The organism is Pantoea sp. SJZ147, assembly GCF_007828605.1.
Lineage (GTDB): Bacteria > Pseudomonadota > Gammaproteobacteria > Enterobacterales > Enterobacteriaceae > Pantoea > Pantoea allii.
Map to the genome: position 1 here is coordinate 297730 of NZ_VIVB01000002.1, position 22367 is coordinate 320096.

Annotated in this window: 22 protein-coding genes and 3 tRNA genes; 17 read left to right on the forward strand and 8 right to left on the reverse strand. The window is 53.0% G+C overall.

Annotated features, from left to right (window positions below; translation table 11 throughout):
- The first annotated feature begins 6 nt into the window (after positions 1-6).
- The gene (locus tag FBY13_RS04105) at positions 7-993 is read left to right on the forward strand and encodes a nucleoside hydrolase (protein ID WP_145393565.1); all 987 of its coding nucleotides are present in this window, start codon (positions 7-9) and stop codon (positions 991-993) included.
- Positions 994-1218: 225 nt separating this feature from the next.
- Positions 1219-2439: an MFS transporter gene (locus FBY13_RS04110; RefSeq protein ID WP_063878302.1), complete on the forward strand. Its 1221-nt coding sequence runs from the start codon at positions 1219-1221 to the stop codon at positions 2437-2439.
- On the opposite strand, the gene FBY13_RS04115 is transcribed toward FBY13_RS04110, so the two are convergent.
- Positions 2436-2900, reverse strand: a complete 465-nt coding sequence (locus FBY13_RS04115; protein WP_063878303.1) for a YbaK/EbsC family protein — start codon at positions 2898-2900, stop codon at positions 2436-2438. The two genes, FBY13_RS04110 and FBY13_RS04115, sit on opposite strands and share 4 nt — an antisense overlap.
- Positions 2901-3113: 213 nt before the next feature.
- Complete coding sequence (locus tag FBY13_RS04120; protein WP_145393566.1) at positions 3114-4211, reverse strand: diguanylate cyclase; 1098 nt, start codon at positions 4209-4211, stop codon at positions 3114-3116.
- Positions 4212-4466: 255 nt separating this feature from the next.
- Between FBY13_RS04120 and FBY13_RS04125 the strand changes: the two genes are divergently transcribed.
- Positions 4467-4703: a DUF1435 family protein gene (locus FBY13_RS04125; protein WP_063878305.1), complete on the forward strand. Its 237-nt coding sequence runs from the start codon at positions 4467-4469 to the stop codon at positions 4701-4703.
- Positions 4704-4770: 67 nt separating this feature from the next.
- Here FBY13_RS04125 and FBY13_RS04130 read toward each other — a convergent pair.
- The 4 genes from FBY13_RS04130 to rsmC all read right to left on the reverse strand — a co-directional run bounded on the left by FBY13_RS04130 (position 4771) and on the right by rsmC (position 6282).
- Positions 4771-4857 (reverse strand) — tRNA-Leu (locus tag FBY13_RS04130).
- A 28-nt stretch (positions 4858-4885) separates the two neighbouring features.
- Positions 4886-4972 (reverse strand) — tRNA-Leu (locus FBY13_RS04135).
- A 30-nt stretch (positions 4973-5002) separates the two neighbouring features.
- A tRNA-Leu gene (locus FBY13_RS04140) sits at positions 5003-5089 on the reverse strand.
- 161 nt (positions 5090-5250) lie between these two features.
- The gene (rsmC, locus tag FBY13_RS04145; protein WP_145393567.1) at positions 5251-6282 is read right to left on the reverse strand and encodes a 16S rRNA (guanine(1207)-N(2))-methyltransferase RsmC; all 1032 of its coding nucleotides are present in this window, start codon (positions 6280-6282) and stop codon (positions 5251-5253) included.
- Between the two features lie 105 nt (positions 6283-6387).
- Here rsmC and FBY13_RS04150 point away from each other — a divergent pair, with 105 nt between their 5' ends.
- Genes FBY13_RS04150 through yjjG form a run of 3 tightly spaced genes read left to right on the forward strand, consistent with a single transcriptional unit; the run spans position 6388 to position 7910 of the window.
- Positions 6388-6798, forward strand: a complete 411-nt coding sequence (locus FBY13_RS04150) for a DNA polymerase III subunit psi (RefSeq protein WP_109716596.1) — start codon at positions 6388-6390, stop codon at positions 6796-6798.
- Positions 6770-7210, forward strand: coding sequence for a ribosomal protein S18-alanine N-acetyltransferase (rimI, locus tag FBY13_RS04155; protein WP_063878308.1), 441 nt, complete (start codon positions 6770-6772; stop codon positions 7208-7210). Before FBY13_RS04150 ends, rimI begins: the two co-directional genes overlap by 29 nt.
- 19 nt (positions 7211-7229) lie before the next feature.
- Positions 7230-7910, forward strand: coding sequence for a pyrimidine 5'-nucleotidase (yjjG, locus tag FBY13_RS04160; protein ID WP_145393568.1), 681 nt, complete (start codon positions 7230-7232; stop codon positions 7908-7910).
- 77 nt (positions 7911-7987) lie between these two features.
- On the opposite strand, the gene FBY13_RS04165 is transcribed toward yjjG, so the two are convergent.
- On the reverse strand, positions 7988-8656 hold the full coding sequence (locus FBY13_RS04165; protein ID WP_145393569.1) for a YtjB family periplasmic protein: 669 nt from the start codon (positions 8654-8656) through the stop codon (positions 7988-7990).
- Between the two features lie 107 nt (positions 8657-8763).
- On the opposite strand from FBY13_RS04165, the gene serB reads away from it, so the two are divergent.
- The 10 genes from serB (at position 8764) to FBY13_RS04215 (ending at position 20298) form a co-directional block, all read left to right on the forward strand.
- Entirely contained in the window at positions 8764-9741 is a 978-nt protein-coding gene (serB, locus tag FBY13_RS04170) for a phosphoserine phosphatase (protein ID WP_063878311.1), read from the forward strand.
- A 13-nt stretch (positions 9742-9754) separates the two neighbouring features.
- Complete coding sequence (gene radA / locus FBY13_RS04175; RefSeq protein ID WP_145393570.1) at positions 9755-11137, forward strand: DNA repair protein RadA; 1383 nt, start codon at positions 9755-9757, stop codon at positions 11135-11137.
- 92 nt (positions 11138-11229) lie between these two features.
- Positions 11230-12468, forward strand: coding sequence for a multifunctional transcriptional regulator/nicotinamide-nucleotide adenylyltransferase/ribosylnicotinamide kinase NadR (gene nadR, locus FBY13_RS04180; RefSeq protein ID WP_063878313.1), 1239 nt, complete (start codon positions 11230-11232; stop codon positions 12466-12468).
- 332 nt (positions 12469-12800) lie between these two features.
- A complete protein-coding gene (locus FBY13_RS04185) occupies positions 12801-13742 on the forward strand; it encodes a winged helix-turn-helix domain-containing protein (protein ID WP_145393571.1) in 942 nt (313 codons plus the stop codon).
- A complete protein-coding gene (locus tag FBY13_RS04190; RefSeq protein ID WP_186440783.1) occupies positions 13739-14188 on the forward strand; it encodes a hypothetical protein in 450 nt (149 codons plus the stop codon). Before FBY13_RS04185 ends, FBY13_RS04190 begins: the two co-directional genes overlap by 4 nt.
- A gap of 243 nt (positions 14189-14431) precedes the next feature.
- Positions 14432-14986, forward strand: coding sequence for a fimbrial protein (locus tag FBY13_RS04195; RefSeq protein WP_145393573.1), 555 nt, complete (start codon positions 14432-14434; stop codon positions 14984-14986).
- 39 nt (positions 14987-15025) lie between these two features.
- The gene (locus FBY13_RS04200; protein ID WP_063878317.1) at positions 15026-15715 is read left to right on the forward strand and encodes a molecular chaperone; all 690 of its coding nucleotides are present in this window, start codon (positions 15026-15028) and stop codon (positions 15713-15715) included.
- Positions 15716-15720: 5 nt separating this feature from the next.
- Positions 15721-18243 (forward strand): fimbria/pilus outer membrane usher protein, encoded by a 2523-nt coding sequence (locus FBY13_RS04205; RefSeq protein WP_145393574.1) that lies wholly within the window; start codon positions 15721-15723, stop codon positions 18241-18243.
- Between the two features lie 17 nt (positions 18244-18260).
- The gene (locus FBY13_RS04210; protein ID WP_145393575.1) at positions 18261-19541 is read left to right on the forward strand and encodes a fimbrial protein; all 1281 of its coding nucleotides are present in this window, start codon (positions 18261-18263) and stop codon (positions 19539-19541) included.
- A 1-nt stretch (position 19542) separates the two neighbouring features.
- Complete coding sequence (locus FBY13_RS04215; protein WP_254354065.1) at positions 19543-20298, forward strand: molecular chaperone; 756 nt, start codon at positions 19543-19545, stop codon at positions 20296-20298.
- Between the two features lie 47 nt (positions 20299-20345).
- On the opposite strand, the gene FBY13_RS04220 is transcribed toward FBY13_RS04215, so the two are convergent.
- Complete coding sequence (locus tag FBY13_RS04220; protein ID WP_145393577.1) at positions 20346-21347, reverse strand: zinc-binding alcohol dehydrogenase family protein; 1002 nt, start codon at positions 21345-21347, stop codon at positions 20346-20348.
- Between the two features lie 95 nt (positions 21348-21442).
- Here FBY13_RS04220 and FBY13_RS04225 point away from each other — a divergent pair, with 95 nt between their 5' ends.
- Entirely contained in the window at positions 21443-22339 is an 897-nt protein-coding gene (locus FBY13_RS04225) for a LysR family transcriptional regulator (protein ID WP_063878321.1), read from the forward strand.
- Positions 22340-22367 lie beyond the last annotated feature (28 nt).

Here is a 22367-nt window from a genome sequence, read left to right on the forward strand (position 1 = left end):
CAAATAATGAAAAGACTGATTATTGATTGTGATCCGGGGAATGGGATTGCCGGGGCGAATACGGATGACGGCCTGGCACTTTCTCTGGCATTAGCCTCACCAGGGCTGTCGTTAGAGTTAATCACCACCGTTGCAGGGAATACACCGAGCGAAGTGGGTGCTCGCGTCGCCAAAGATTTGGTCGCGCGGTTGGGATCGGCGATTCCTGTGGTGCAGGGTGCCCGTCAGGCATTGCATGAAGATCCTGCTCCCTGGCGTGAGGTGCTGGACAAACGGGTTGAACAGCTTGGCCTGATGTCATTATGGCAGGACGTACCTCAGCCTGCGGCGCTACAGGCGGATGCAATGGATGCCGCGCAGGCGATGGGGCAACTCATCTGTGATAACCCCGGCGAGTTTACCCTGATTGCGATTGGTCCCCTGACCAATGTGGCGTTGGCGATGCAGCGTTTTCCCGCCATGGCGGAATCCGTGGCAGAGATCGTGATTATGGGCGGTGTTTTTGCCCTGGAAGATTACATTAAAGACACTAATTTTGGCATCGATCCCGACGCTGCACATCAGGTATTGCACAGTGGTGCAGCCATTACCCTGGTGCCGATGGATGTCACCACGCAAACCCTGCTGACGCAGGACGATCTGACACGCATCACCCGTCGGGATCATCCGCTGCCGCGCTTTGTGCATGACACGTTGCAGCCCTGGATCGCGTATTCGATGCAGACTCGCCACCTGGCCGGATGCTGGATTCATGATGCGCTGGTTGTTGCCTGGCTGCTTAACCAGCGCGTGGCATGGGGAACGGATTACCGCGTCGATATTGAGCTTCGTCCGGGCGCCACGCGCGGTAAAACCTGGCGCTACCGTCAGCCCCTGCGGCTGGACGTCGGGATTCCACCTGACAGCGGCGCGCGGGTGCACGTTCTGCACAGCGTTGACAATGCGCTCCTGCTGTCAATCATTGAGCACGCCTTTAACCAACTCCCCGGCTAACCCACAGGCGATACGTCGCCTGTCCTCTTTCTGTTCCTGTTCCTGTTCCTGTTCTCTCCCTCGTCAGACATGCTTTCTTACAGCCTGATCCACTGCCTGACAATTGCGCGGTACGCTCTCCCCATAAACATGATGTATACATTTGATTAACAATTACATCACTCTCCGACAGCGACCAGGAACGTTATGGACGATGCGCCAGAGTGTCTCAGAGAGGAGACTTCTATGCTTGACTGGACATCGACCCAGCGCAATGTGGCTTTCGCCTGTTTTGCCAGTTGGACGCTGGACGCTTTCGATTTTTTTATTCTGGTGTTTGTACTGAGTAATCTGGCTCAGTACTTCCATAATTCCGTCACCGATGTGTCTGTCGCCATTATGCTGACGCTGGCGGTACGCCCGATTGGCGCGCTGCTGTTTGGGCGGATGGCGGAGAAATATGGTCGCAAGCCCATTTTGATGCTGAATATTGTCTTTTTCTCCCTGTTCGAACTGCTGTCCGCCTGGTCACCCACCTTCGGCGCGTTTCTGGCGTTTCGCATTTTCTATGGTATTGCCATGGGGGGGATTTGGGGCGTGGCGTCATCGCTGGCGATGGAAACCATTCCCGACCGTTCTCGCGGCCTGATGTCGGGCCTTTTCCAGGCGGGTTATCCCTGTGGTTATCTGCTGGCGTCTGTCGTCTTTGGCTTATTCTTTAATGCGGTGGGCTGGCGCGGCATGTTTCTCATCGGTGCCATTCCCATTCTGCTGTTACCTTTTATCTATTTCAAAGTGCCTGAATCGCCCGTCTGGCTGGCGGCGCGTGAGCGCAAAGAGAGCAGTGCGTTGATGCCGATACTGCGTCAGCACTGGAAAATATGCATCTACATGGTGCTGTTGATGGCCTGTTTTAACTTCTTCAGCCACGGCACGCAGGACCTTTATCCGACCTTCCTGAAAGTACAGCACCAGTTTGATGCCCACACCGTGAGTATCATCGCGATCAGCTATAACATCGCAGCCATGCTGGGCGGCATCTTCTTTGGCACGCTGTCAGAACGCATTGGTCGCAAAAAAGCCATTATTATTGCGGCGTTGCTGACGCTGCCGGTGCTGCCGCTATGGGCGTTTTCCACTGGCTCCTGGACCATCGGGCTTGGCGCGTTTTTGATGCAGTTTATGGTACAGGGCGCATGGGGCGTGATACCGACTTACCTGAACGAACTGGTGCCGGGGAATGCAAGAGCGGTATTGCCCGGCTTTGTATATCAGTTGGGCAATCTTATTGCATCAGTCAACGCCACGCTGCAGTCGCGTATTGCTGAAGCCCACGGCGGCAATTATGGGCTTGGCATGGCGATTGTGGCGGGAACCGTGGCGGTGCTGATTTGCGTGTTTGTCGCCTTTGGTCGCGAAACGCGCGGAATAAAAATTTCCGGCGTTACGGCAAAGCAGCCGCATTAATGCGTTTCACAGACGTCCACCCATTTTGCCGCAGTGAGTTCAGCCATCAGCTGCGGCGAAATGCGTACGGCACTGTGAACCGCACCGGCTGCGGGCAAGACTTCATCAAAGCTTTTTAACGAGATATCACAATAAACGGTCACCGGGTTTTCCAGGCCAAAGGGACAAACCCCGCCGACGGGATGCCCGGTCCAGTTAATCACTTCGTCCACGCTTAACATCCGCGCTTTGGCACCCAGAACCGCTTTTAGTTTGCGGTTATCTAACCGCGCATCGCCACGGGTTACCACCAGGATCACCTCATTCTTCACCTTAAGTGACAGGGTTTTGGCAATTTGTCCCGGTGTCACACCGTGAACGCGAGCCGCCATTTCTACCGTTGCCGTACTGTAGGGCATCTCAATGATGTCGATTTCCGGCGCACGCTCGGCAAAAAACTGGCGTACAGACTCCAGGCTCATTTTTATCTCCATGCTAATTGAAGGCGTAAAAATTGCCACAAGCCTGCAAGGGTGTAAACGAGATAGCGAAATAATAGGTAACAGAATGCATAGCGGCGATGAAAGTCAGGAGACCGCGGGGGAAAAACAGGGTGAGGGGAAAAGGCGGGTGCGTTTTTTTTCAGCGTATTATCGGGAGTGGACGCCGGATAACATCGCTATCCGGCGCGCCTTTTATATGACTTCAGTTGCCGTGGTGCTGGCGATGCCGGGAAGATCTTCCCAGGCCAGAATGGTATTTCGTCCCTGATTTTTCGCCACGTATAATGCACGGTCCGCATTCGCTACCGCCTGGTCAAATTCATTATCGTAAATGGGCGCAATACCGGCACTAATGGTGACGTGGGTAGAAACACGTTCATTAAACAAATGCGGTATTTCCAGGTTCACCACATATTGGCGGATGCGTTCAGCCAGCTTCATGGCGATGGAGGCGTTAACATTGGTCATTAATACTAAAAACTCCTCACCGCCGTAGCGTGTTACCACATCGCGTGAGCGTACGGCATCACGAATGGCAACGGAAACCCGAGCCAGCGCCTGGTCACCCATGGCATGACCATAATTATCGTTGTAAGCCTTAAAATGGTCGATATCCAGCAGCAAGACATAATGACTGCCGGCATGATTATCCAGAATGTTATCAAGGCGATTCTTTAGCCCACGCCGGTTATATAAGCCAGTTAAAGGATCGAGCATACTGAGATCGCTAAACGACTCTTTTTCTTCATACAGTTGATACATTAAGCGCAGCGTAAAATCTTCAGAGCGGCGGCGCATCAGATGCTGCAGTGAAAAGCCAATCAACGGCAGGGCAATAGTCAATAAAATCAATGGCAAATGCTGTCCGTGGTCCAGCAACAGCACGGTTAGCATTGACGGCGTAATGTGCAGGCAGAACGCCACCAAATAATCACTGAGTGCAATGGCGCTGATAAAGAAAACGCACAGCAAACTGACAATCAAAAAAAATCCATCATTAAATAAAACAGAATGATAGCGATCCTGAATATGCCATGCCCACAACCCCCCTAAGATGAGCGCAACGGGATTTAGCAGGGGTAATTTTAGTTTAGTTTTTATTAAACAGGTGCTCAGCATCGTTATGCTAAAGAACGCCACTATCATCACCGGTAACGTGGCCTGTGATTCACTGTTTTCCGCCAAAGGGAGCAGACAAAATAGCGAAACGGATGCGTTTAAAAACAAAAAGAGCATCAGCGACAGGCGGTATTTGCTGTGTTTCAATTCATCATAAGATTCTATTTTCATTATTCATACTCGTGACAGCCCTGAAATAACAAAGCAAAAACCGGCGCATGATTTCGGCCGGTCGACAGACGTTATATTGATGTTATAAAGAATGTAGTCGGTCGCAATTTAGCATTTTCTTGTTTAACTGTCATCTTCCTGCCTGCCTGTAAAAAAACAAGCTGAAAGTTGAGAATGATTATCATATGCTAATGGGAATGGTTATCATATCAACCACTGGCAGAGACGGTTCACTGACGGGCAAGGGGGAAGGCGATGGGCGGTTTAAAACTGGATAGTGCATGGGGAAGCATGCTGGCATGTGCAGCAATACCGGCAATAACATTCTGGCAGCCCAGCTTTGAGCAGTGGCGGGGCGTGATGCTGCTCGCATTGCTGCTGACATTGTTCATGCTGTTTAATCAGCGCATGCGGCACTATGTCTTGCTGCCTTCCTGTCTGGCGCTGGCAGGTGGACTCGCGGCGATAGGTGTAAAATTTACTGGTCTGTAGTTGGGATTTTAAAACGATGATGCAGGGGGGAGAAACAAGGTGGAAACAGCGGTGGAGAGGACAACGTTGGTGCGAAGAGAGGGACTTGAACCCTCACGTCCGTTAAGACACTAACACCTGAAGCTAGCGCGTCTACCAATTCCGCCACCTTCGCATCGCGTTGTCTTTTCATATCACCGCAATGGTGCGAAGAGAGGGACTTGAACCCTCACGTCCGTTAAGACACTAACACCTGAAGCTAGCGCGTCTACCAATTCCGCCACCTTCGCGCAGTGCTCGCGATATGAAATTTGTGATTTTGGTGCGAAGAGAGGGACTTGAACCCTCACGTCCGTTAGGACACTAACACCTGAAGCTAGCGCGTCTACCAATTCCGCCACCTTCGCATACCCGCAACACGTTACCGTATTACAACCACGGAGGCGCATTTTAGAGATTTTACTCAATGCGTCAACACATATTTCGCCAGACGGAAACGATCGCTGCAAAAAGCAACGTTTTCAGCCTGGCGAGAGGCAAAAAGGGCGAAAAAGGCAGAAAAAAGGGATTAACGGGTTTTGGCACCGCGTCCGTAAACCGCACGATAAACTTTGAAGCGGCCGGTTTGCGCCAGCACTTCATGATTGCCAAAGGCTTCATCCAGCACCTGGGGATAAGGCAGGAAGGCGTTAGCGACAATGCGCAATTCACCTCCGCTGTTCAGGTGCTTAACGGCGCCACGGATCAGGGTTTGTGCGGCATCCAGGCTGGTCTGTGTGCCTTCATGGAACGGCGGGTTGGAGATAATCATGTCAAAACGCCCGGTGACGTCGGAAAAAACGTTACTGGCAAACACGTCACCTTCCAGACCATTGGTAGCCAGCGTGGCTTTACTCGCTTCGATGGCGGCGGCATGAACATCACACAACCACAAGCGCACTTTGGGTGAGCGGGCCGGTAATGAGGCGGCCAGCACGCCAGCACCGCAGCCGATATCCAACACTTTGCCTTTGGTATGCGGCGTGAATGTTGAAAGCAGTAAGGCGCTGCCGGCATCCAGGCCATCGCGGCTGAAAACGCCGGGTAAGGTATGCACCGTCAGGCCATCCAACTGATAGCTGTTACCAAAGGCCGTGGCATCAAAGGTAGGTTGCTTATCCATACGGCCATGGTAAAGACCACAGCGGCGTGCGCTGTCGATTTTCTCCAGGGTAGCCCACGTCTCCAGCATGCCTTCCGCACTGCGTACGCCGCTGCGGTTTTCACCGACAATAAAGATATCGCAGCCAACCGGCAGCAACGACAACAGGTTTTGTAACTGAAACTGCACTTCCGGTTTATTCTTGGTCCAGAAGTACACCAGCGTATCGCAGCCCTGAACATCTTCTGCCTGAGCGACCAGTCCATAACGCGCCTGTTCCCCCATGCGGCGGCTCAGGTTTTGCCAGTGATGATATTGCTGAGTGTGCACGCGTGAAGAGGCGGTCTCCAGCTGTGCGGGCAGGTCATCCTGCAGATCGCCAGCAAATAAAACGTGGCGGGCGGTAAATTCATCACTGTGGCGCAGAATGACTTCGCTGGCCGGGGTAAAAGCAGACATGTAGGGCTCCTGTAAGATCTGAGCGGAGATTATAGTGGTTTGTTGGCGCATGTTCGATGGGTTTGCTAGCATAGCGTCGCATTCAGCGAGCAGAGCAGGTATATCATGACGTCCAGGCGCGACTGGCTTTTACAGCAAATGGGGATTACGCAGTATCAACTGCGCCGCCCGCGCGTGCTCCAGGGCGAGATCGCCGTAAGGCTTTTACCCGATACGCAGCTGATTATTGTGGCGGAGAACCCACCAGGTTTGCAGGAACCTTTCCTGCGCGATGTCCTGCACACGCTCAGTCTGAAACCGACTCAGGTGATGACCGTCACGCCCGACCAGCTGCAAATGCTACCAGAAACCCTGGGCTGTGCGGGCTGGTTACTGGGCGTGGAAAGCGAACAACCCTTTAATGGCGTGGCGTTATCCAGCGCTTCTTTTAATGAACTTCTCAGCAGCGGTGCCGCCCGGCGCGCGCTCTGGCAACAAATGTGTGATCATGACAGCCATTTCTTTCCTCACGCCTGACGCTATTCCCGACGCTTTTGCTATCGAATGCCGTAGCCACGCCTTTCCCTGGCGCGAAGAGACCTTTGCCAGTAACCAGGGCGAACGTTTCCTGAACCTACGGTTAGATGTCGATAACCAGATGGCCGCCTTCGCCATCACCCAGGTGGTGCTGGACGAAGCCTCGCTGTTTAATATCGCTGTCGACCCGGCGTATCAACGGCGTGGCTTTGGGCGGGCGCTGCTGGAGCATGTAATCGAGCAACTGATTGCACGCGATGTGATGACGCTGTGGCTGGAGGTGCGTGCGTCCAATGCTCCGGCCATCGCGCTGTACGAACAGCTGGATTTCAATCAGGTCAGCCGCCGTCCCAACTATTATCCCACCGCCGGTGGCCGTGAAGATGCACTGATCATGGCGCTGACGCTGTAGTCGTTTCTGAGGAGTTTTGATGTTAGATCACTGGGATTGCATTCTGTTTGATGCGGATGACACACTGTTCCACTTTGACGCTTATGCTGGCTTACAACGGCTGTTTGCCGGGTACGATGTGCCGTTTACCGACCAGGATTACCTCGATTACCAGGCAGTAAACAAGCCGTTATGGGTTGATTATCAGAATGGTCAGTTATCGGCGCAGGAGCTGCAAACCCGCCGCTTTGTGAGCTGGGGACAAAAGCTCAGCGTGGCGCCTGACATCCTGAATAACGGTTTTCTGTCGGCGATGGCTGAAATCTGTATGCCGCTGGAAGGCGCAGTCAGCCTGATGAAGCTGCTACACGGCCGCGTCAAAATGGGCATCATCACCAATGGCTTTACCGCCCTGCAGCAGCGTCGCCTGGAACGCACCGGTTTTCTCGACTACTTTTCCGCTTTGGTGGTTTCAGAAGAGGTGGGCGTGCCTAAGCCCGATGCCAGAATCTTTGATTATGCGCTCACGCAGATGGGAAATCCCCAGCGCAATAGGGTATTGATGGTCGGCGATACGCCAGAATCCGATATCCTGGGCGGTATGAATGCGGGACTGAAAACCTGTTGGATCGATCACGGTACGCGCCCACTGCCGGAACCGATTAAACCTGACTGGCGGGTAACCTCATTAACAGAGCTGGAAGCCCTGTTAAAAGCCTGAATGTCACCTGTCACACCCAGCGAATGTCGTCTGCGAAAGGCCCGTGATACGGGCCTTTCGTTCATATTCACGCGCTATCAGGCAGATGGCTTCGCCGCGTCGTCCTTTTTCTCGTCCTCTTCATCATCCTCTTTCACGGGCGTACTGGCCGTGAGCAGGAACGGGGACTGCTGCCAGCGCGTGCGGCGATCGCGCAGCAAGGTACGGCTCAGGATAATGCCAATCGCCAGCGCCAGTAGCATCATCAGGCGCAGAATATTGGTGGTGTTATCCACCTGACGCGATTCAGTGACCAACACGTGGGTATCCAGGGTGATACGCAGAAAACCCGTCGGGCCGCTGCTGCCGCTCAGGGGTTGAACGATTTGATGATTGAAGTAGCTTCCCGCCCGTTTGCCATCCAGCGCCAGCCGATCGCGCACATTGATGTTTTCACCGCTGTGCGCCACCAGGCTGCCGTCACCGGCATAGACTGAGGCATCAAGAATGCGGCTATTCGCGGTCATCTGATTAAGAATGGCCTCGATCTGACCACGATTATCTTCGCTGTTATCCATGAGGGGTTTCAGGCTGAATGCCACCTGGCGGGTAAGGGTTTGTGCCAGCTCCTCGGCCTGTTCAGAACGGGCCATTTGATGCCCAAGGCTAAACCAGGATGCGCCTTGCATAAGCACCACCAACAGCGCCAGCGAAATCAAAACGATCACCGTGCGATGTAGGCGAAATTTCAGTGCGGTTTTAGCCATTAATTATCCGAGTCACGTCACAACAGAAAGCCTGGATATTATGTTGCCAGAAGCAGCGCAGACAAGGTAGCCTCTTGCGTGGTTTTGTTGTTCCTACAGGAGCCCTGATGTCAAATCATCTTACCTGGTGCGATCTGCCTGCTGATGTCTCTCTCTGGCCGGGGTTGCCCCTTTCATTAAGCGGTGACGAAGTCATGCCGCTGGACTACCGCGCGGGTCGTACCGGCTGGTTACTCTATGGTCGTGGTCTGGATAAACAGCGCCTGACCGACTACCAGCACCGGCTGGGAGCGGCGATGGTTATCGTCAGCGCCTGGAACGTGGACGACTACCAGGTGATTCGCCTGGCGGGTTCCCTGACGCCGTTTGCCAGCAAACTGGCACACGAACTGACGCTGGATGTCGCCCCGCTGGGGAAAATCCCGCATCTGAAAACGCCTGGCCTGCTGGTCATGGACATGGATTCCACCGCGATTCAAATCGAATGTATCGACGAGATTGCCAGGCTGGCCGGCTGCGGCGAGCAAGTGGCTGAAGTCACCGAACGGGCGATGCGCGGCGAGCTGGATTTTACCGCCAGCCTGCGTCAGCGCGTGGCGGCGCTTAAAGATGCCGATGCCAATATTCTGAAGCAGGTGCGCGATGCACTGCCGTTAATGCCAGGCTTAACCACGCTGACTAAAAAATTGCAGGCGCTGGGCTGGCAGGTGGCGATTGCCTCCGGCGGGTTTACCTATTTTGCGGAGTTCCTGCGCGATAAGCTGCACCTGTCGGCTGTTGCGGCTAACGAACTGGAAATCCGTGACGGCAAACTCACCGGTGAAGTGCTGGGCCAGATCGTGGACGCGCAGTACAAAGCCGAGACGTTAAAAAAGCTGGCAAAGCGGTTCGACATTGCGCCAGAACAAACCGTCGCCGTGGGTGACGGGGCGAATGATTTGCCGATGATTAAAGCCTCTGCGCTGGGCATTGCTTACCATGCCAAACCAAAGGTCAATGAGCAAACGGCCGTCACGATTCGCCATGCCGATTTGATGGGGGTGTTTTGCATCCTGACCGGCAGCCTGATTCACGAAGAGCGTTAACTGAGGAGTTGATTTGGCCAAAGCGGCAAAACGCGCATTTGTTTGTAACGAGTGCGGCGCAGATTATCCGCGTTGGCAGGGGCAATGTAGCGCCTGTCACGCCTGGAACACCATCACCGAGGTGCGCATTGCCGCCTCGCCAGCGGCTGCGCGTAATGAGCGGCTCAGCGGCTATGCGGGCCATGCCGGAACCAGCCGGGTGCAAAAGCTGTCGGAAATCAGTCTGGAAGCCTTGCCCCGTTTCTCAACCAGCTTCAAAGAATTTGACCGCGTACTGGGCGGCGGCTTGGTGCCGGGCAGCGCTATTCTGATTGGCGGTAACCCCGGCGCCGGTAAATCCACCCTGTTGCTGCAGGTCATGTGCCGCTTAGCGCAGAGTATGAAAACCCTGTACGTCACCGGTGAAGAGTCATTACAGCAGGTGGCGATGCGCGCCCATCGTCTGGGGTTGCCCACTGACAATCTGAATATGCTGTCGGAAACCAGCATTGAGCAGATCTGCCTGATCGCTGAGCAGGAAGAGCCGCAAATCATGGTCATCGACTCCATCCAGGTGATGCACATGGCGGATATCCAGTCTTCACCCGGCAGTGTGGCACAGGTACGCGAAACCGCTGCTTATCTGACGCGTTTTGCGAAAACCCGCGGCGTGGCAATTATCATGGTGGGCCATGTGACCAAAGATGGTTCGCTGGCCGGGCCGAAGGTGCTTGAGCACTGTATCGACTGTTCGGTACTGCTGGATGGCGATGCCGATTCCCGTTTTCGTACGCTGCGCAGCCACAAGAACCGCTTTGGCGCGGTGAATGAACTGGGTGTTTTTGCCATGACAGAGCAGGGCATGCGTGAGGTGAGTAATCCCTCCGCTATTTTCCTGTCGCGCGGCGAAGAAGTCACCTCTGGCAGTTCGGTCATGGTGTTGTGGGAAGGCACGCGTCCTTTGCTGGTCGAGATTCAGGCGCTGGTGGATCATTCGATGATGGGCAATCCACGCCGGGTTGCCGTCGGGCTTGAGCAGAACCGCCTGGCGATTCTGCTGGCGGTATTGCACCGCCATGGTGGATTGCAAATGGCGGATCAGGATGTGTTCGTTAACGTGGTCGGCGGCGTGAAAGTCACGGAAACCAGTGCCGACCTGGCGCTGATGCTGTCGATGGTCTCCAGCCTGCGCGATCGACCATTGCCCCAGGATTTGGTCATCTTTGGCGAAGTCGGACTGGCGGGGGAGATTCGCCCGGTGCCCAGCGGTCAGGAACGTATTTCAGAAGCGGCCAAACATGGCTTCAAGCGGGCAATTGTCCCTGCGGGTAACGCACCGAAAAAGCCGATTGAGGGAATGCGCGTCTATAGCGCGAAAAAGCTGGCGGATGCCTTGGCTATTCTTGATGATCTCTAAGCTTTTCCGTATGCCCTTTTGTCGTTATACAAAAGGGCAGGTGAGGGACAAACGTCCTCACGTCTTTGATCATTTCTTGCAGGAGGCACCACATGTCGGCGTTTGATTATTTAAAAACGGCCATTCGCCAGCAGGGCCACACGCTCCAACAGGTGGCCGATGCCAGTGGCATGACCAAAGGGTATTTAAGCCAACTGCTTAACGCGAAAATTAAAAGCCCCAGCGCCCAAAAGCTGGAAGCCTTGCACCGCTTTCTCGGCCTGGAATTTCCCCGCCGGGATAAAAAAATCGGCGTGATATTTGGTAAGTTTTATCCGCTGCACACTGGCCATATTTATCTGATTCAGCGCGCCTGTAGCCAGGTGGATGAGCTGCATATCATCATGGGCTATGACGAACCGCGCGATCGTGACCTGTTTGAAAACAGCGCCATGTCGCAACAGCCCACGGTCAGCGATCGCCTGCGTTGGTTACTGCAAACCTTCAAATATCAGAAAAACATTCGTATCCATGCTTTCGATGAAGAGGGGATTGAACCCTATCCGCATGGCTGGGATGTGTGGAGCGCAGGGGTGAAAACCTTCCTGGATGAGCAGGGGATTGCGGCTGACTGTATCTATACCAGTGAAGCGCCGGACGCCGAGATGTATCAGCAACATCTGGGCATTCAGACGGTGCTGATCGATCCGAACCGATCCTTTATGAATATCAGCGGCACGCAGATTCGTCAGGACCCCTTCCGTTTTTGGGATTACATCCCCACTGAAGTGAAACCGTTTTTTGTGCGTACCGTGGCCATTCTGGGCGGCGAGTCGAGCGGCAAATCCATGCTGGTGAACAAGCTCGCAAACATCTTCAACACCTCCAGCGCATGGGAATATGGGCGGGATTACGTCTTTTCTCACCTGGGCGGCGATGAGATGGCGCTGCAATATTCTGACTACGATAAAATCGCGCTCGGTCATGCGCAGTACATTGATTTTGCGGTGAAATATGCCAATAAAGTGGCGTTTATCGATACCGATTTCGTCACCACGCAGGCCTTTTGTAAAAAGTATGAAGGGCGCGAGCATCCGTTTGTTCAGGCGATGATTGATGAATACCGTTTCGACCTGGTGATTCTGCTGGAGAATAACGTGCCCTGGGTGGCCGATGGCTTGCGCAGCCTGGGCAGCTCTGTGGATCGCCGTGAGTTCCAGACCATGTTGATATCCATGCTGCGTGAAAACAACATCGACTTCGTCCATGTGCAGGAAGAAGATTATGACACGCGCTTCCTGCGTTGTATTGAGCTGGTGAAAGGTATGCTGGGCGAGCAAAGCGCGCTCTGAGACAATCTGTTTACCGACATAAAGGGCCGGAGGATAGCCGTATCTCTGACCCTTTCTCCTTGTGTTATCTTTATAATAATGGCGATTTTTCCGGCCTGTTGCTGGGAAATAAGGCCTTTCACATCGTCGTGCGCAACCGAATATCGTCCGTAACAAAGTCAAACAAAAAAAATTTTTTTGAATTCTGCGGCAACATTATTACGTATTTAAATACTGATGTTATTTCATTTCTTCTGTGTGTTTATGTTAAATGTAAGTTCAATATTTTTAACTGGTTTATATTAAGGGAATATTCATAAGATATAAATAATGATATACCCGGATGTAACGACATGAAAAAGATCAGTATTGGTAGTGATGCGGTATTTTATCCTGGGAAAAGGGAAATAATCAGTCATAATCAGACGTTGAAGTTGCATTCTTCTGCCTCTTATTGTTTTGAATTACTGATCGCACGTCAGGGTGAAATTGTCGATCATGAGTCTTTTTACCAGTATGCCTGGCGTAGATTTGGGATGGAGGTCAGTGCGAATGCCTTATATCAAAGTATTTCTTTGGTCAGAAAAGCGCTACTGGCATCTGGTATTCGGCAGGATGTGATCAGAACCATTCCGCGCCGCGGCTTTATGCTGTCAAATGCCATTCTGATTGAAGAATCGACAAGCGTGCCTGTAGCGGCTATTCCGGATAATACGCCATTATCAGCAGAGGGACTGGAAACCGTATCTACAGAAGACGCTGGCACGCCAGATTTAAGCCAGGCCAGTGGGCAGGACGTTCCCCAACATATTCCTGAGCCTGCTCTTCAGGTCGATGAGAATATGTCAGAAAAGCCGGTTACCGATGCGCTGCATAATGCATCCGGGGCAGCTTATAATACCGGCTATCCAGAGTCTGCCGCGTTAGCCGTCGGAGAGTTGCCTGCTCAACAGGCCATCTACACACGCAACCTGCTTATGGTTGTGCTGACGGTTATGACGATTGTGATGTGTGGTATGGCCATTGTGACCTTTTCCCTTTACCGGAAGGAGATGGATTTCGTAAAGCGGTTTGATATGAATGGATGCGAAATATACGGTAATGAAAAAGCAGATAACAGTTTAGTGGCCCGCATCGCTATTGATATTCATTCGGGATGCACGGAAAGAAGGAAGATTTATATCACCGCCTTTACCAACGGTGAACGAATCTCCGTATTGCAATGTAAAAACGCAATTTCACTATTCGGTTCGCCTGACTGTGTGTCGTATTATTATATAAGGAGAAAGTGGTGAAGTTGACGTTTTGGATGGCTGTGCTGACGATGGCCGTAGCCGGTGTTGTGATGCTTTTTTTTCGCCAGGATTATATTCATTGCATTGCAAACATCAATTACATAAGAAGCGGTGAAAGATTTTCACTGATCGTTTCTCACGATATGCGCAACGGGCACGGCGTTTTATCCTTAGCGGGGCGATTGACCGGCGATAATCAAAAAGCCATCAGCCTGAGTAAAATTATCCGGTTTAATTATCATCGTGATGGCGATCTTTATCTCGCGCAGTCGACATTGATTGAGCCATCCCCGGATAATCAAATGAGTATTGAGCAACAAGAAAAATGGCTTCCGGCGTTTTTTATCACCGTGGGGGCGACATTCCCTTTCGTCATTAAACGGACGGGCATCGATACATGGGTATTTTATTCTGGTCCTGTTCCGCTCTTCATTTGTGAAAAATAAAACGACCAAAAAATAGCCGATAAGCCGTGCAGAGCATAAACGTTGGACCTGTAGTTATCTTATGAAATTTATCTTTTCTGCAACACAGGGATAACTTTATGCCTTTGATTTTAATAAAATTAAATCTTCTTAAGGTCTTGTTCACATAAGGTCAGAACACTTCACATACAGCTTCGCAATTTCGCCCCTTATGATTCCCCTGCCAATGAGCATGTTATCAACCTAAATAATAAGAGGGAATCAATGAAAGCCTGGTCTTTATCACGCTGTATGCATTTTGCTTTGTGCGGTGTAAGTTTACTTTCTTATAACACCTTTGCCGCATCGCAAAATACGATTCGCTTTCAGGGTGAAGTCAACGCGCAAACCTGTAACGTTAATATAAACGATGCAACCGGTAGTCCGATTATTCTGCTGCCCACGGTATCGACAGCCTCGTTGAACGCGGCGAAATCCACCGCCGGTAAAACACCCTTTACGATCAATTTAACGGGCTGTGTTGCGCCGGCGGCGGGTACAACCCAGGCAATTAATATCAATCTGGCGGGAAATAATATTTCCTCCACGGGGGATTTATTAAATACCGGCACAGCGACGAACGTCGCACTGCGTTTGCTGGATAGTAGTGACAAAACAATCAATCTGTCAGGTGGCACGGCGACCGTAAACGGCATGTCGCTGGCCAGTGGTAGCACCAGTGCATCACAAAATTTTTCAGTCGAATATTACAGCGACTCTGGAAGCGCTGGAGCGGGTACGGTTTTGAGTAGCGTTCAATATTCTGTTAGCTATCCATAACTATCAGGCCCCCTTTAGCCGAGGGGGCAGGAGAAACCTGTGTTCAAGTCTCTTGTTATTCTGTTTCTGGCTTTATCCGCTCCCCTTTGTCAGGCAAGCGTCGTGCTGAATGGCACCCGGATAATTATTGATGGTGCGAAAAATGAAAAAACCATTCAGTTTACCAATGCGGGCGATCAGCCTGCGCTTATTCAAATTCAGGCGATTAATCCTGACGCGGCGTCCACACTGCCCTTTGTGGCGCTGCCGCAAATTTTTCGCATAGCGCCAGCCGCCGGTCAAACGGTGAAAGTCAAAGTCACCGAGAATAATTTACCGCAGGACAGAGAGTCGCTGTTCTACATGGACTATACAGAAATCCCCTCTGTGAAAAAGGGCGATGAAGATAAAAATAAACTCTATCTGATTATTAAGAACAGGGTAAAAGTCATCGTTCGTCCCAGGCAACTCGATTTCTCTGTGGATAACGTCAGGCAGGCGCTTTCTTATCGTATTCAGGGGCGAGATATTCTCTTCAAAAATGCCTCTCCTTTTTACGCCAATATTCGCGCGTTTTCACTGATTAAGGGAAATAAGACGATTGCCTGGGACGATGCCGTAACGCTCGCGCCGTTTAGTGAAAGCAAGGTCACGCTGCACAGTTCGTCATCCCTGGTGGGATACGCCCTTACCGCCCTCCTGATCAACGATTTTGGTGCTGACGAAAAAATAAACCTGAACGAAAAATAGCCGAAATGAATAAAGCTTCCTTATTCTTATTGTTCGCGTTCAGTCTGATCCCTGCCAGGGAAAGTCAGGCGGCTGATGCGCAGGATGACTATACGTTTGATCCTTCATTAGTGCGCGAAATGATGCCGGGACAGGTTGCGATGCCGGATGATGCGCAGGATGCCTGGTTTCAGCCGGGTCGTTATGATGTGGAACTTTACCTCAATGGTAAGTTTCAACAATCCACAACCTTACAGATCGTGCGGGCAGGCGGACCGCTCTCCGTGTGTCTTCCGTCGCCGTTTTATCACGCGTTTGGTGTCAAAGCGCATTATTTGTCTGCCCTGAAGGCGACAGGCTGCGTCCGGCCAGACGCGCTTTTACCCGGCGCCGCCGTTAACGTCAATACCGCCAGCTTACGCGTCGACGTATCCATCCCCCAGGCGATGCTGGTTCAGCGGCCTGTGGGCTATATCGCGCCGGAAAACCTGACGGCTGGCTCGACCATGGCGTTCGTGAATTACAACCTTAACCAGTTCTATTCAGATTACAAAAATGCGCAGCGTTTTGAATCCACCTATCTGGGCATCAACAGTGGTATGAACGTGGGAATGTGGCGTTTTCGTCAGCAGGGAAACCTGACCCATGACGAATGGGGTAATCGCTGGCAAAGTGCCAGAGCCTGGGTGCAGCGGGCATTGCCCTCGTTGCAAAGTGAGGTCGGGCTGGGGGAGCTTTTTAGTCAGGGCGACTTGTTTAATGCCGTCAGTTTCAACGGCGTGAGTCTGGACTCGGACGACCGTATGCTGCCCGATTCTGTTCGGGGCTACGCCCCGGTCGTGCGTGGCGTAGCAAACAGCAACGCACGCGTGACCGTCTGGCAGGGCAAACAGCGGATCTACCAAACCACCGTGCCGCCGGGGCCGTTTGTCATCAACGATCTCAGCCCGGTCAGCTATGGCGGCGATCTCAAGGTTGAGGTTCAGGAGTCTGACGGCAGCCTCCATCAGTTTAGCGTGCCCTATGCGGTGTTACCGCAGTCGCTGCGTCCAGGCCGAACCGACTACAACTTTGCGGCCGGTAAAGTCAGGGATTACAGTCAATACAATACGTTTACAGAGTTAACCGTTAAGCATGGCCTGACAAACGCCATTACTCTTAACGGTGGCGCGCGTCTAGGTGAGCACTATCATGCGGTGCTGGCCGGTGGCGTTTGGGCGTCCGATTTCGGTGCCGTTGGCTTCAACAGCGCCTACTCTGAAGCCGACCTGAACGGCGGCGAGACGACCGAGGGATGGCGCTACGAACTCAGCTACAGTCGTACCTTCCAGCCTACCCAGACCACGCTGACGTTTGCCGGCTATCAGTATTCCACCCAGGGCTATCGGGATCTCAATGATGTTATTGCATTAAATAATGCAGAAACGCCGGGCCGTAACAATATCAGTAGCGAATATATGCAGCGTAATCGCCTGCAGATGACGGTTAACCAGACGCTGGGTGAGTTGGGAAATATCTATATTTCCGGCTCGAAGCAAAATTACTACGACGGCCGTTCACGCAATACGCAGTTTCAGATTGGCTATGGCACCGTGCTGCCAAAAAATATCGCGCTGAATATTTCCCTGTCCCGCCAGTATTCGCGCAGAGCTTACTCAAGCGATCCGCGTATGGCCGTGATGTCGCAACATTCAGACGACACCTTTTATAAAGATACCCAGTTTCAGGTCAGCATCTCGGTTCCGTTAGGCTCAGAAGCCACGTCGCCTTATTTAGCGCTGGGGGGAACCCGTGGAAGCCAAAATGGCAGTAACTATAACGCCTCACTCAGCGGAATAAGCGGCGAGAGCGGCACCAGCTACAGCCTGAATATCAATCGTGATCAGCAACAGCGCGACACAACGTTAAGTGGCAGCCTGGGCAAAAAACTCTCAGAAGCCAGTCTGACCGGTACGGCATCCACATCCTCACGGTTTAAACAGATGTCCGTCAATGCGATGGGCGCGGCGGTGATCCACAGCGGTGGTGTAACGCTGGGCAATTATCTGGGTGACACCTTTGCCCTTGTCGAAGCGAAAGGGGCCAGGAATGCTCGCATTTTGAATAGCCAGGGCACCGAAATCGATCGCTTTGGTTATGCCCTGGTGCCGTCGCTCAACCCTTATCACTACAACAGTATTTCGTTGGGGGCCAGCGGCAGCGATAGCCATGTCGAGATTCAGGACAGTGAAAAAATCGTCGCGCCTTATGCCGGTGCGATGGTGAAGGTGACGTTCAGGACCTTACGCGGTTATCCGGTCATGTTAAAGACCCGCACCAATCGCGAGACGACGGTGCCGGTGGGGGCGGATCTGCTCGACGATGCAGGCAACCGGGTGGGGACGTTTGGTCAGGGCGGCAATGCCTGGTTACGCGTCGCGAAAACCCAGGGACAGTTGAAAGCCGTATGGGGAGAGGACGCGAAAGCATCCTGTTTGATTGACTACCACATCCCAAAACCTAAACCCGATGCGGTGATTACCTACGCGGATGCTGTATGTCGTTTTTAAAATGTAAGGTGTTAACGATGAAGTACGTTTTAGCTGTGATGGCATGCTTTCTTTTGGCGGCATGGCTACCCGCTCATGCCACCTGCACGCGGGTGAATCCGGTCGATCAGGGATGTGATGCCTGCGGAGCGTCCCTGAATTTCGGCAATATCGGCTTGATGAATCTACGTTATCAGCCCGCAGGCACCGTGCTGGCCCGCTCGGTATTTCGTGTGGTACCGGCCATCAACAATGCCAATCCGGATCGCGTGTTATATCAATGCGATCTGGCAGATAAAGACCAGCTGTTTGAAGTCTTCGCCACCAATGGCGACAGTAACGTTGGCGGAGCCTGGGACATGGGCGGCGGTTATTTTCAGACTTATTTTCCCTTCACCGCGTTAAAGCTGATTCATGTGCGAAGCGGTAAGGCTTTTACCCGTATCTGGCAAAAAGTGCCGCTGACGCAGTATGACATTCAGGGGAATAAAATCCTGATCCGCGGGCGGGATTTCAGCCCCATCAGCGCCGAATTGATCCGTACCTCTGAAAACAATCGCACGCCGGGTTATTCGTCGTGGGGATGCCCGGCGGCGGCGGCGGACAATTATACCGGCTCGTATAACTGCAATCAGCCGAACGGCTATGTGGTGTTTATGGGGCCGGGGATGGATGTGCCCGAAGCGGGCCAGGACAGCTGGAATCATTTTGAAACCTGGGGGTCCGGACGCTATATGGCTTTCGGTATGAATACCGCGCCGGTGGCCACCCTGACGCAAAACCTCACCCAGGGCTGCCGGGTTGAAAATTACACCGCGAACGTGATTTTCCCCAGTATCAGTATTAATGCCCTCAATGAAGGGCAAACCGCGACGGCTCCGCTCAGCATTACGCTGGCCTGCGCGGCGGGGACAGATAAGATTTCCGGGATAAATTCAGGCCAACTGTCACTGGGATTTCAACCCAGCTACGCCGCGTGGTTGCAGGTACAGCAGTTAGGTCTGACGTCTGGAAGTGGGATTTCCAGCTACCTGGTGTCCGATCACTATGACAGTTTGCCTTCACTGGCGAAAGGCGTGGGGATTCAGCTGAAAACCTCCGGGGGAAGTGCGGTATCGTTTCTGAGCTGGAGCAGTTTTAGCAGCAATGCAGGATGGCGGCCGGTGCTGGAGGACGCGCAGGTTATTAGCAGCGGTCAGCCGAGTGACGAAACGCTGTATCAGCGTAATTTCACTGCCAGTCTTGCAAAGCTTCCTGGACAAACGGTCACGGCGGGCAATGTTGATGCGACGGCCTCGATCCTCATTCGGCTGCAATAATATGAAAAAGATCCTGCTGCTCGTCATGTGCATCATTACTCACTCCCAGGCCGCGGTTATTCCGCAGCAAAGCCGAATCATCTTTCATCCCGGCGAGGTGCAAGTCCCGCTGTTGTTGGTCAACAGCGGTGAATCTCCTGTCCTGATCCAGACCTGGGTCGACGGCGGCTCACCGGAAACATCGCCCGGCAGTAAAGCCTTTCCTTTTGTCGCGCTCCCCGGGGTTTTTACGCTGAACAAGGATGAAAAAAAACAGATCGCGGTTTTGCGCACCGAGCTGGCCGCACAGCTTCCCACCGATCGGGAATCCCTTTACTGGCTCAATCTTTACGAAATCAGTTCAGTGAAAAAAAGCAGTCTGCGGGCGGGCAACGATAAGATCAGTGTGGCGCTGAACACCCAGCTTAAAGTGATTAATCGCCCGTTTACGGATTCGGTGCCTTTTGCGGCACGCGTTAAGGCGGTTACGTTTCAGATCAGGAAAACACAAGGGCAGTTTTTTATTCAGGCCAGCAATCAGAGCCGTTACTTTTTTACCCCAGGGAAGATGACGGCGACGGCGGGCGGAAAACATTATCCTGTTTACCTGGACGGGGATAAAACGCTGGCACCTTTCGCCAGTAAACGTTATCCCCTACTTGGTGACTCGCCGCTTTTAGCGACAGGCAACGCTGTGCTTAACTTCACCGCGCTGGACGACCAAGGGAATCCCCAGGCGTTCACGGCCAACCTGAACCTGGCTTCTGGCTCACCGTGAACCCGCCGCGCGCGGGTGGTCGCATTGGCTGCCACCCGTCTGCGTCATCAGTAAACCATGACGACCTTGCCGCGCATATGGCCTTCCAGCACGCGCTGGTGGGCAGCCTCAAGCGTTTCCACACTCAGGCCGTGAAGCGTTTCGTTCAGCGTGCTTTGCAGCTTGCCGTCGTCCAGCAGGTCGGCGACGGCATTCAGGATTTCCCCCTGCTGCGCCATGTCCGGCGTGTTGTACATGCTGCGTGTGTACATAAACTCAAAGTGCAGCGCGGCGCTTTTTAGCTTCAGTTGATCCATCGACAGTGGATGTTCGTTCTCAACAATGGTGCAGATGTGGCCCTGAGGAGCAATAAGCTGGCTCATGGTGTCCCAGTGGCCATCGGTGTCGTTGAGACAAAAAATATAATCAACCTGCTTAATGCCGTGCTTTTCCAGCTCAGCAGCCATGTCTTTGTAGTTGATCACCAGATCGGCTCCGCGATCGCGGCACCACTGGACGGAATCGTCCCGTGACGCGGTGGCGATCACTTTGGCTTTACTGCGCATTTTCGCCAGAGGAATTGCCAGTGAACCTACGCCGCCTGCACCGCCCACGATCAACAGCGTTTGATCCTCACGCGCCGCAGCCATATCCAGCCGTTCAAACAGGCCTTCCCATGCGGTCAGCGCCGTCAACGGGATAGCCGCAGAAGCAGCCCAGTCGAGTTTTTTCGGTTTGTGACCGGTGATACGTGAATCGACCAACTGCTCCGTGCTGTTACTGCCCGGACGAGTAATATCGCCCGCATAGTACACTTCATCGCCCGGCTTAAAGCCGCTGACTTTACTGCCGGTTTCCAGCACGACGCCGCTGGCATCCCAGCCGAGAATACGTGGTACCTGCAAACCATTTTTGATCGCCCCTTTGTGAACTTTGGTATCGACCGGATTGACCGAGGCGGCTTTCACCTGAACGCGCAGGTCATACTCGCCTGGCGTGAGGGTTTCCGGGAAAATTTCAACGAAGTTTTTTGGGTTTTCTGGATCAACAGCAATTGCGCGAACAGACATAATTTCTCTCCTGTAGTGTTCTCTAAAGTGTAGAACCCCGAGGCGATGCTGATAAGATGGACAATAGTTATTACAGTGTTCGTCTGAGGTGAACAATGGCGTTTCGTCAGTGGCAGGATATGGCGCTGTTTGCGTTAGTAGCGGAGTGCGGCAGTTTTACCGCCGCGGCAGAACGGGCAGGCTTACCGAAATCCAGCGTCAGCCAGCGGATTAGCCAGCTTGAACAGCGGCTGGGCATCCGGTTGTTAAACCGCACCACGCGCCAGCTCAACCTGACCTTTGCAGGGGAACGCTATCTGCTGCACTGCCAGGAGATGATGCAGGCCAGCGAGCGCGCCGAACAGGCCATTGCCAGTCTACGGGAAAATCCCAGCGGTCGCCTGCGCATCACCAGCCCGGCGGGCATTGGCGCAACCTTGCTGGCCCGCTGCAACGCTGCGTTTTTACGCCATTATCCTGACGTCACGCTGGATATCTCTGTCTCGGATGATATTCGCGATCTGGTGCAGGACGGCTTTGATCTGGCCTTGCGCACCGGTCAGCCGCAGGAGTCGTCCCTGATTGGTCGCCGCGTCGGCTACTGCCAGCGCTCGCTGGTGGCCGCGCAAGCTTATCTGGACCAGCATCCGCCGATTACCCATCCCCAACAGTTGGCCGCGCATCGCTGTATTGCGCACCGGGCCTGGAACGAGTGGGTGCTGAAACGCGACGATCAATATCATCGTTGGCTGCTTCCGCCTGCGCACCTTACCGATAATTTACTCTATGCCCGCGAGTCGGCGTTGGGATGTGCCGGCATCACACTGCTACCCCGCTTTTTAACGGACGGCGACAGGGGCGATGCGCGTCTGGTAACGGTGCTGCCGGAATGGGAAATGGAGGGGAATGAACTGTGGCTGGTGTATCCCAGTCGTAAACTGAACTCGCCTGCGCTGATGAAATATATTGAATTTGCTTTGCAGTCGCCTGTGTTCCGCGAATTTTACCGCTGAAGAAAAGAGAAGGGCGGCATCGCTGCCG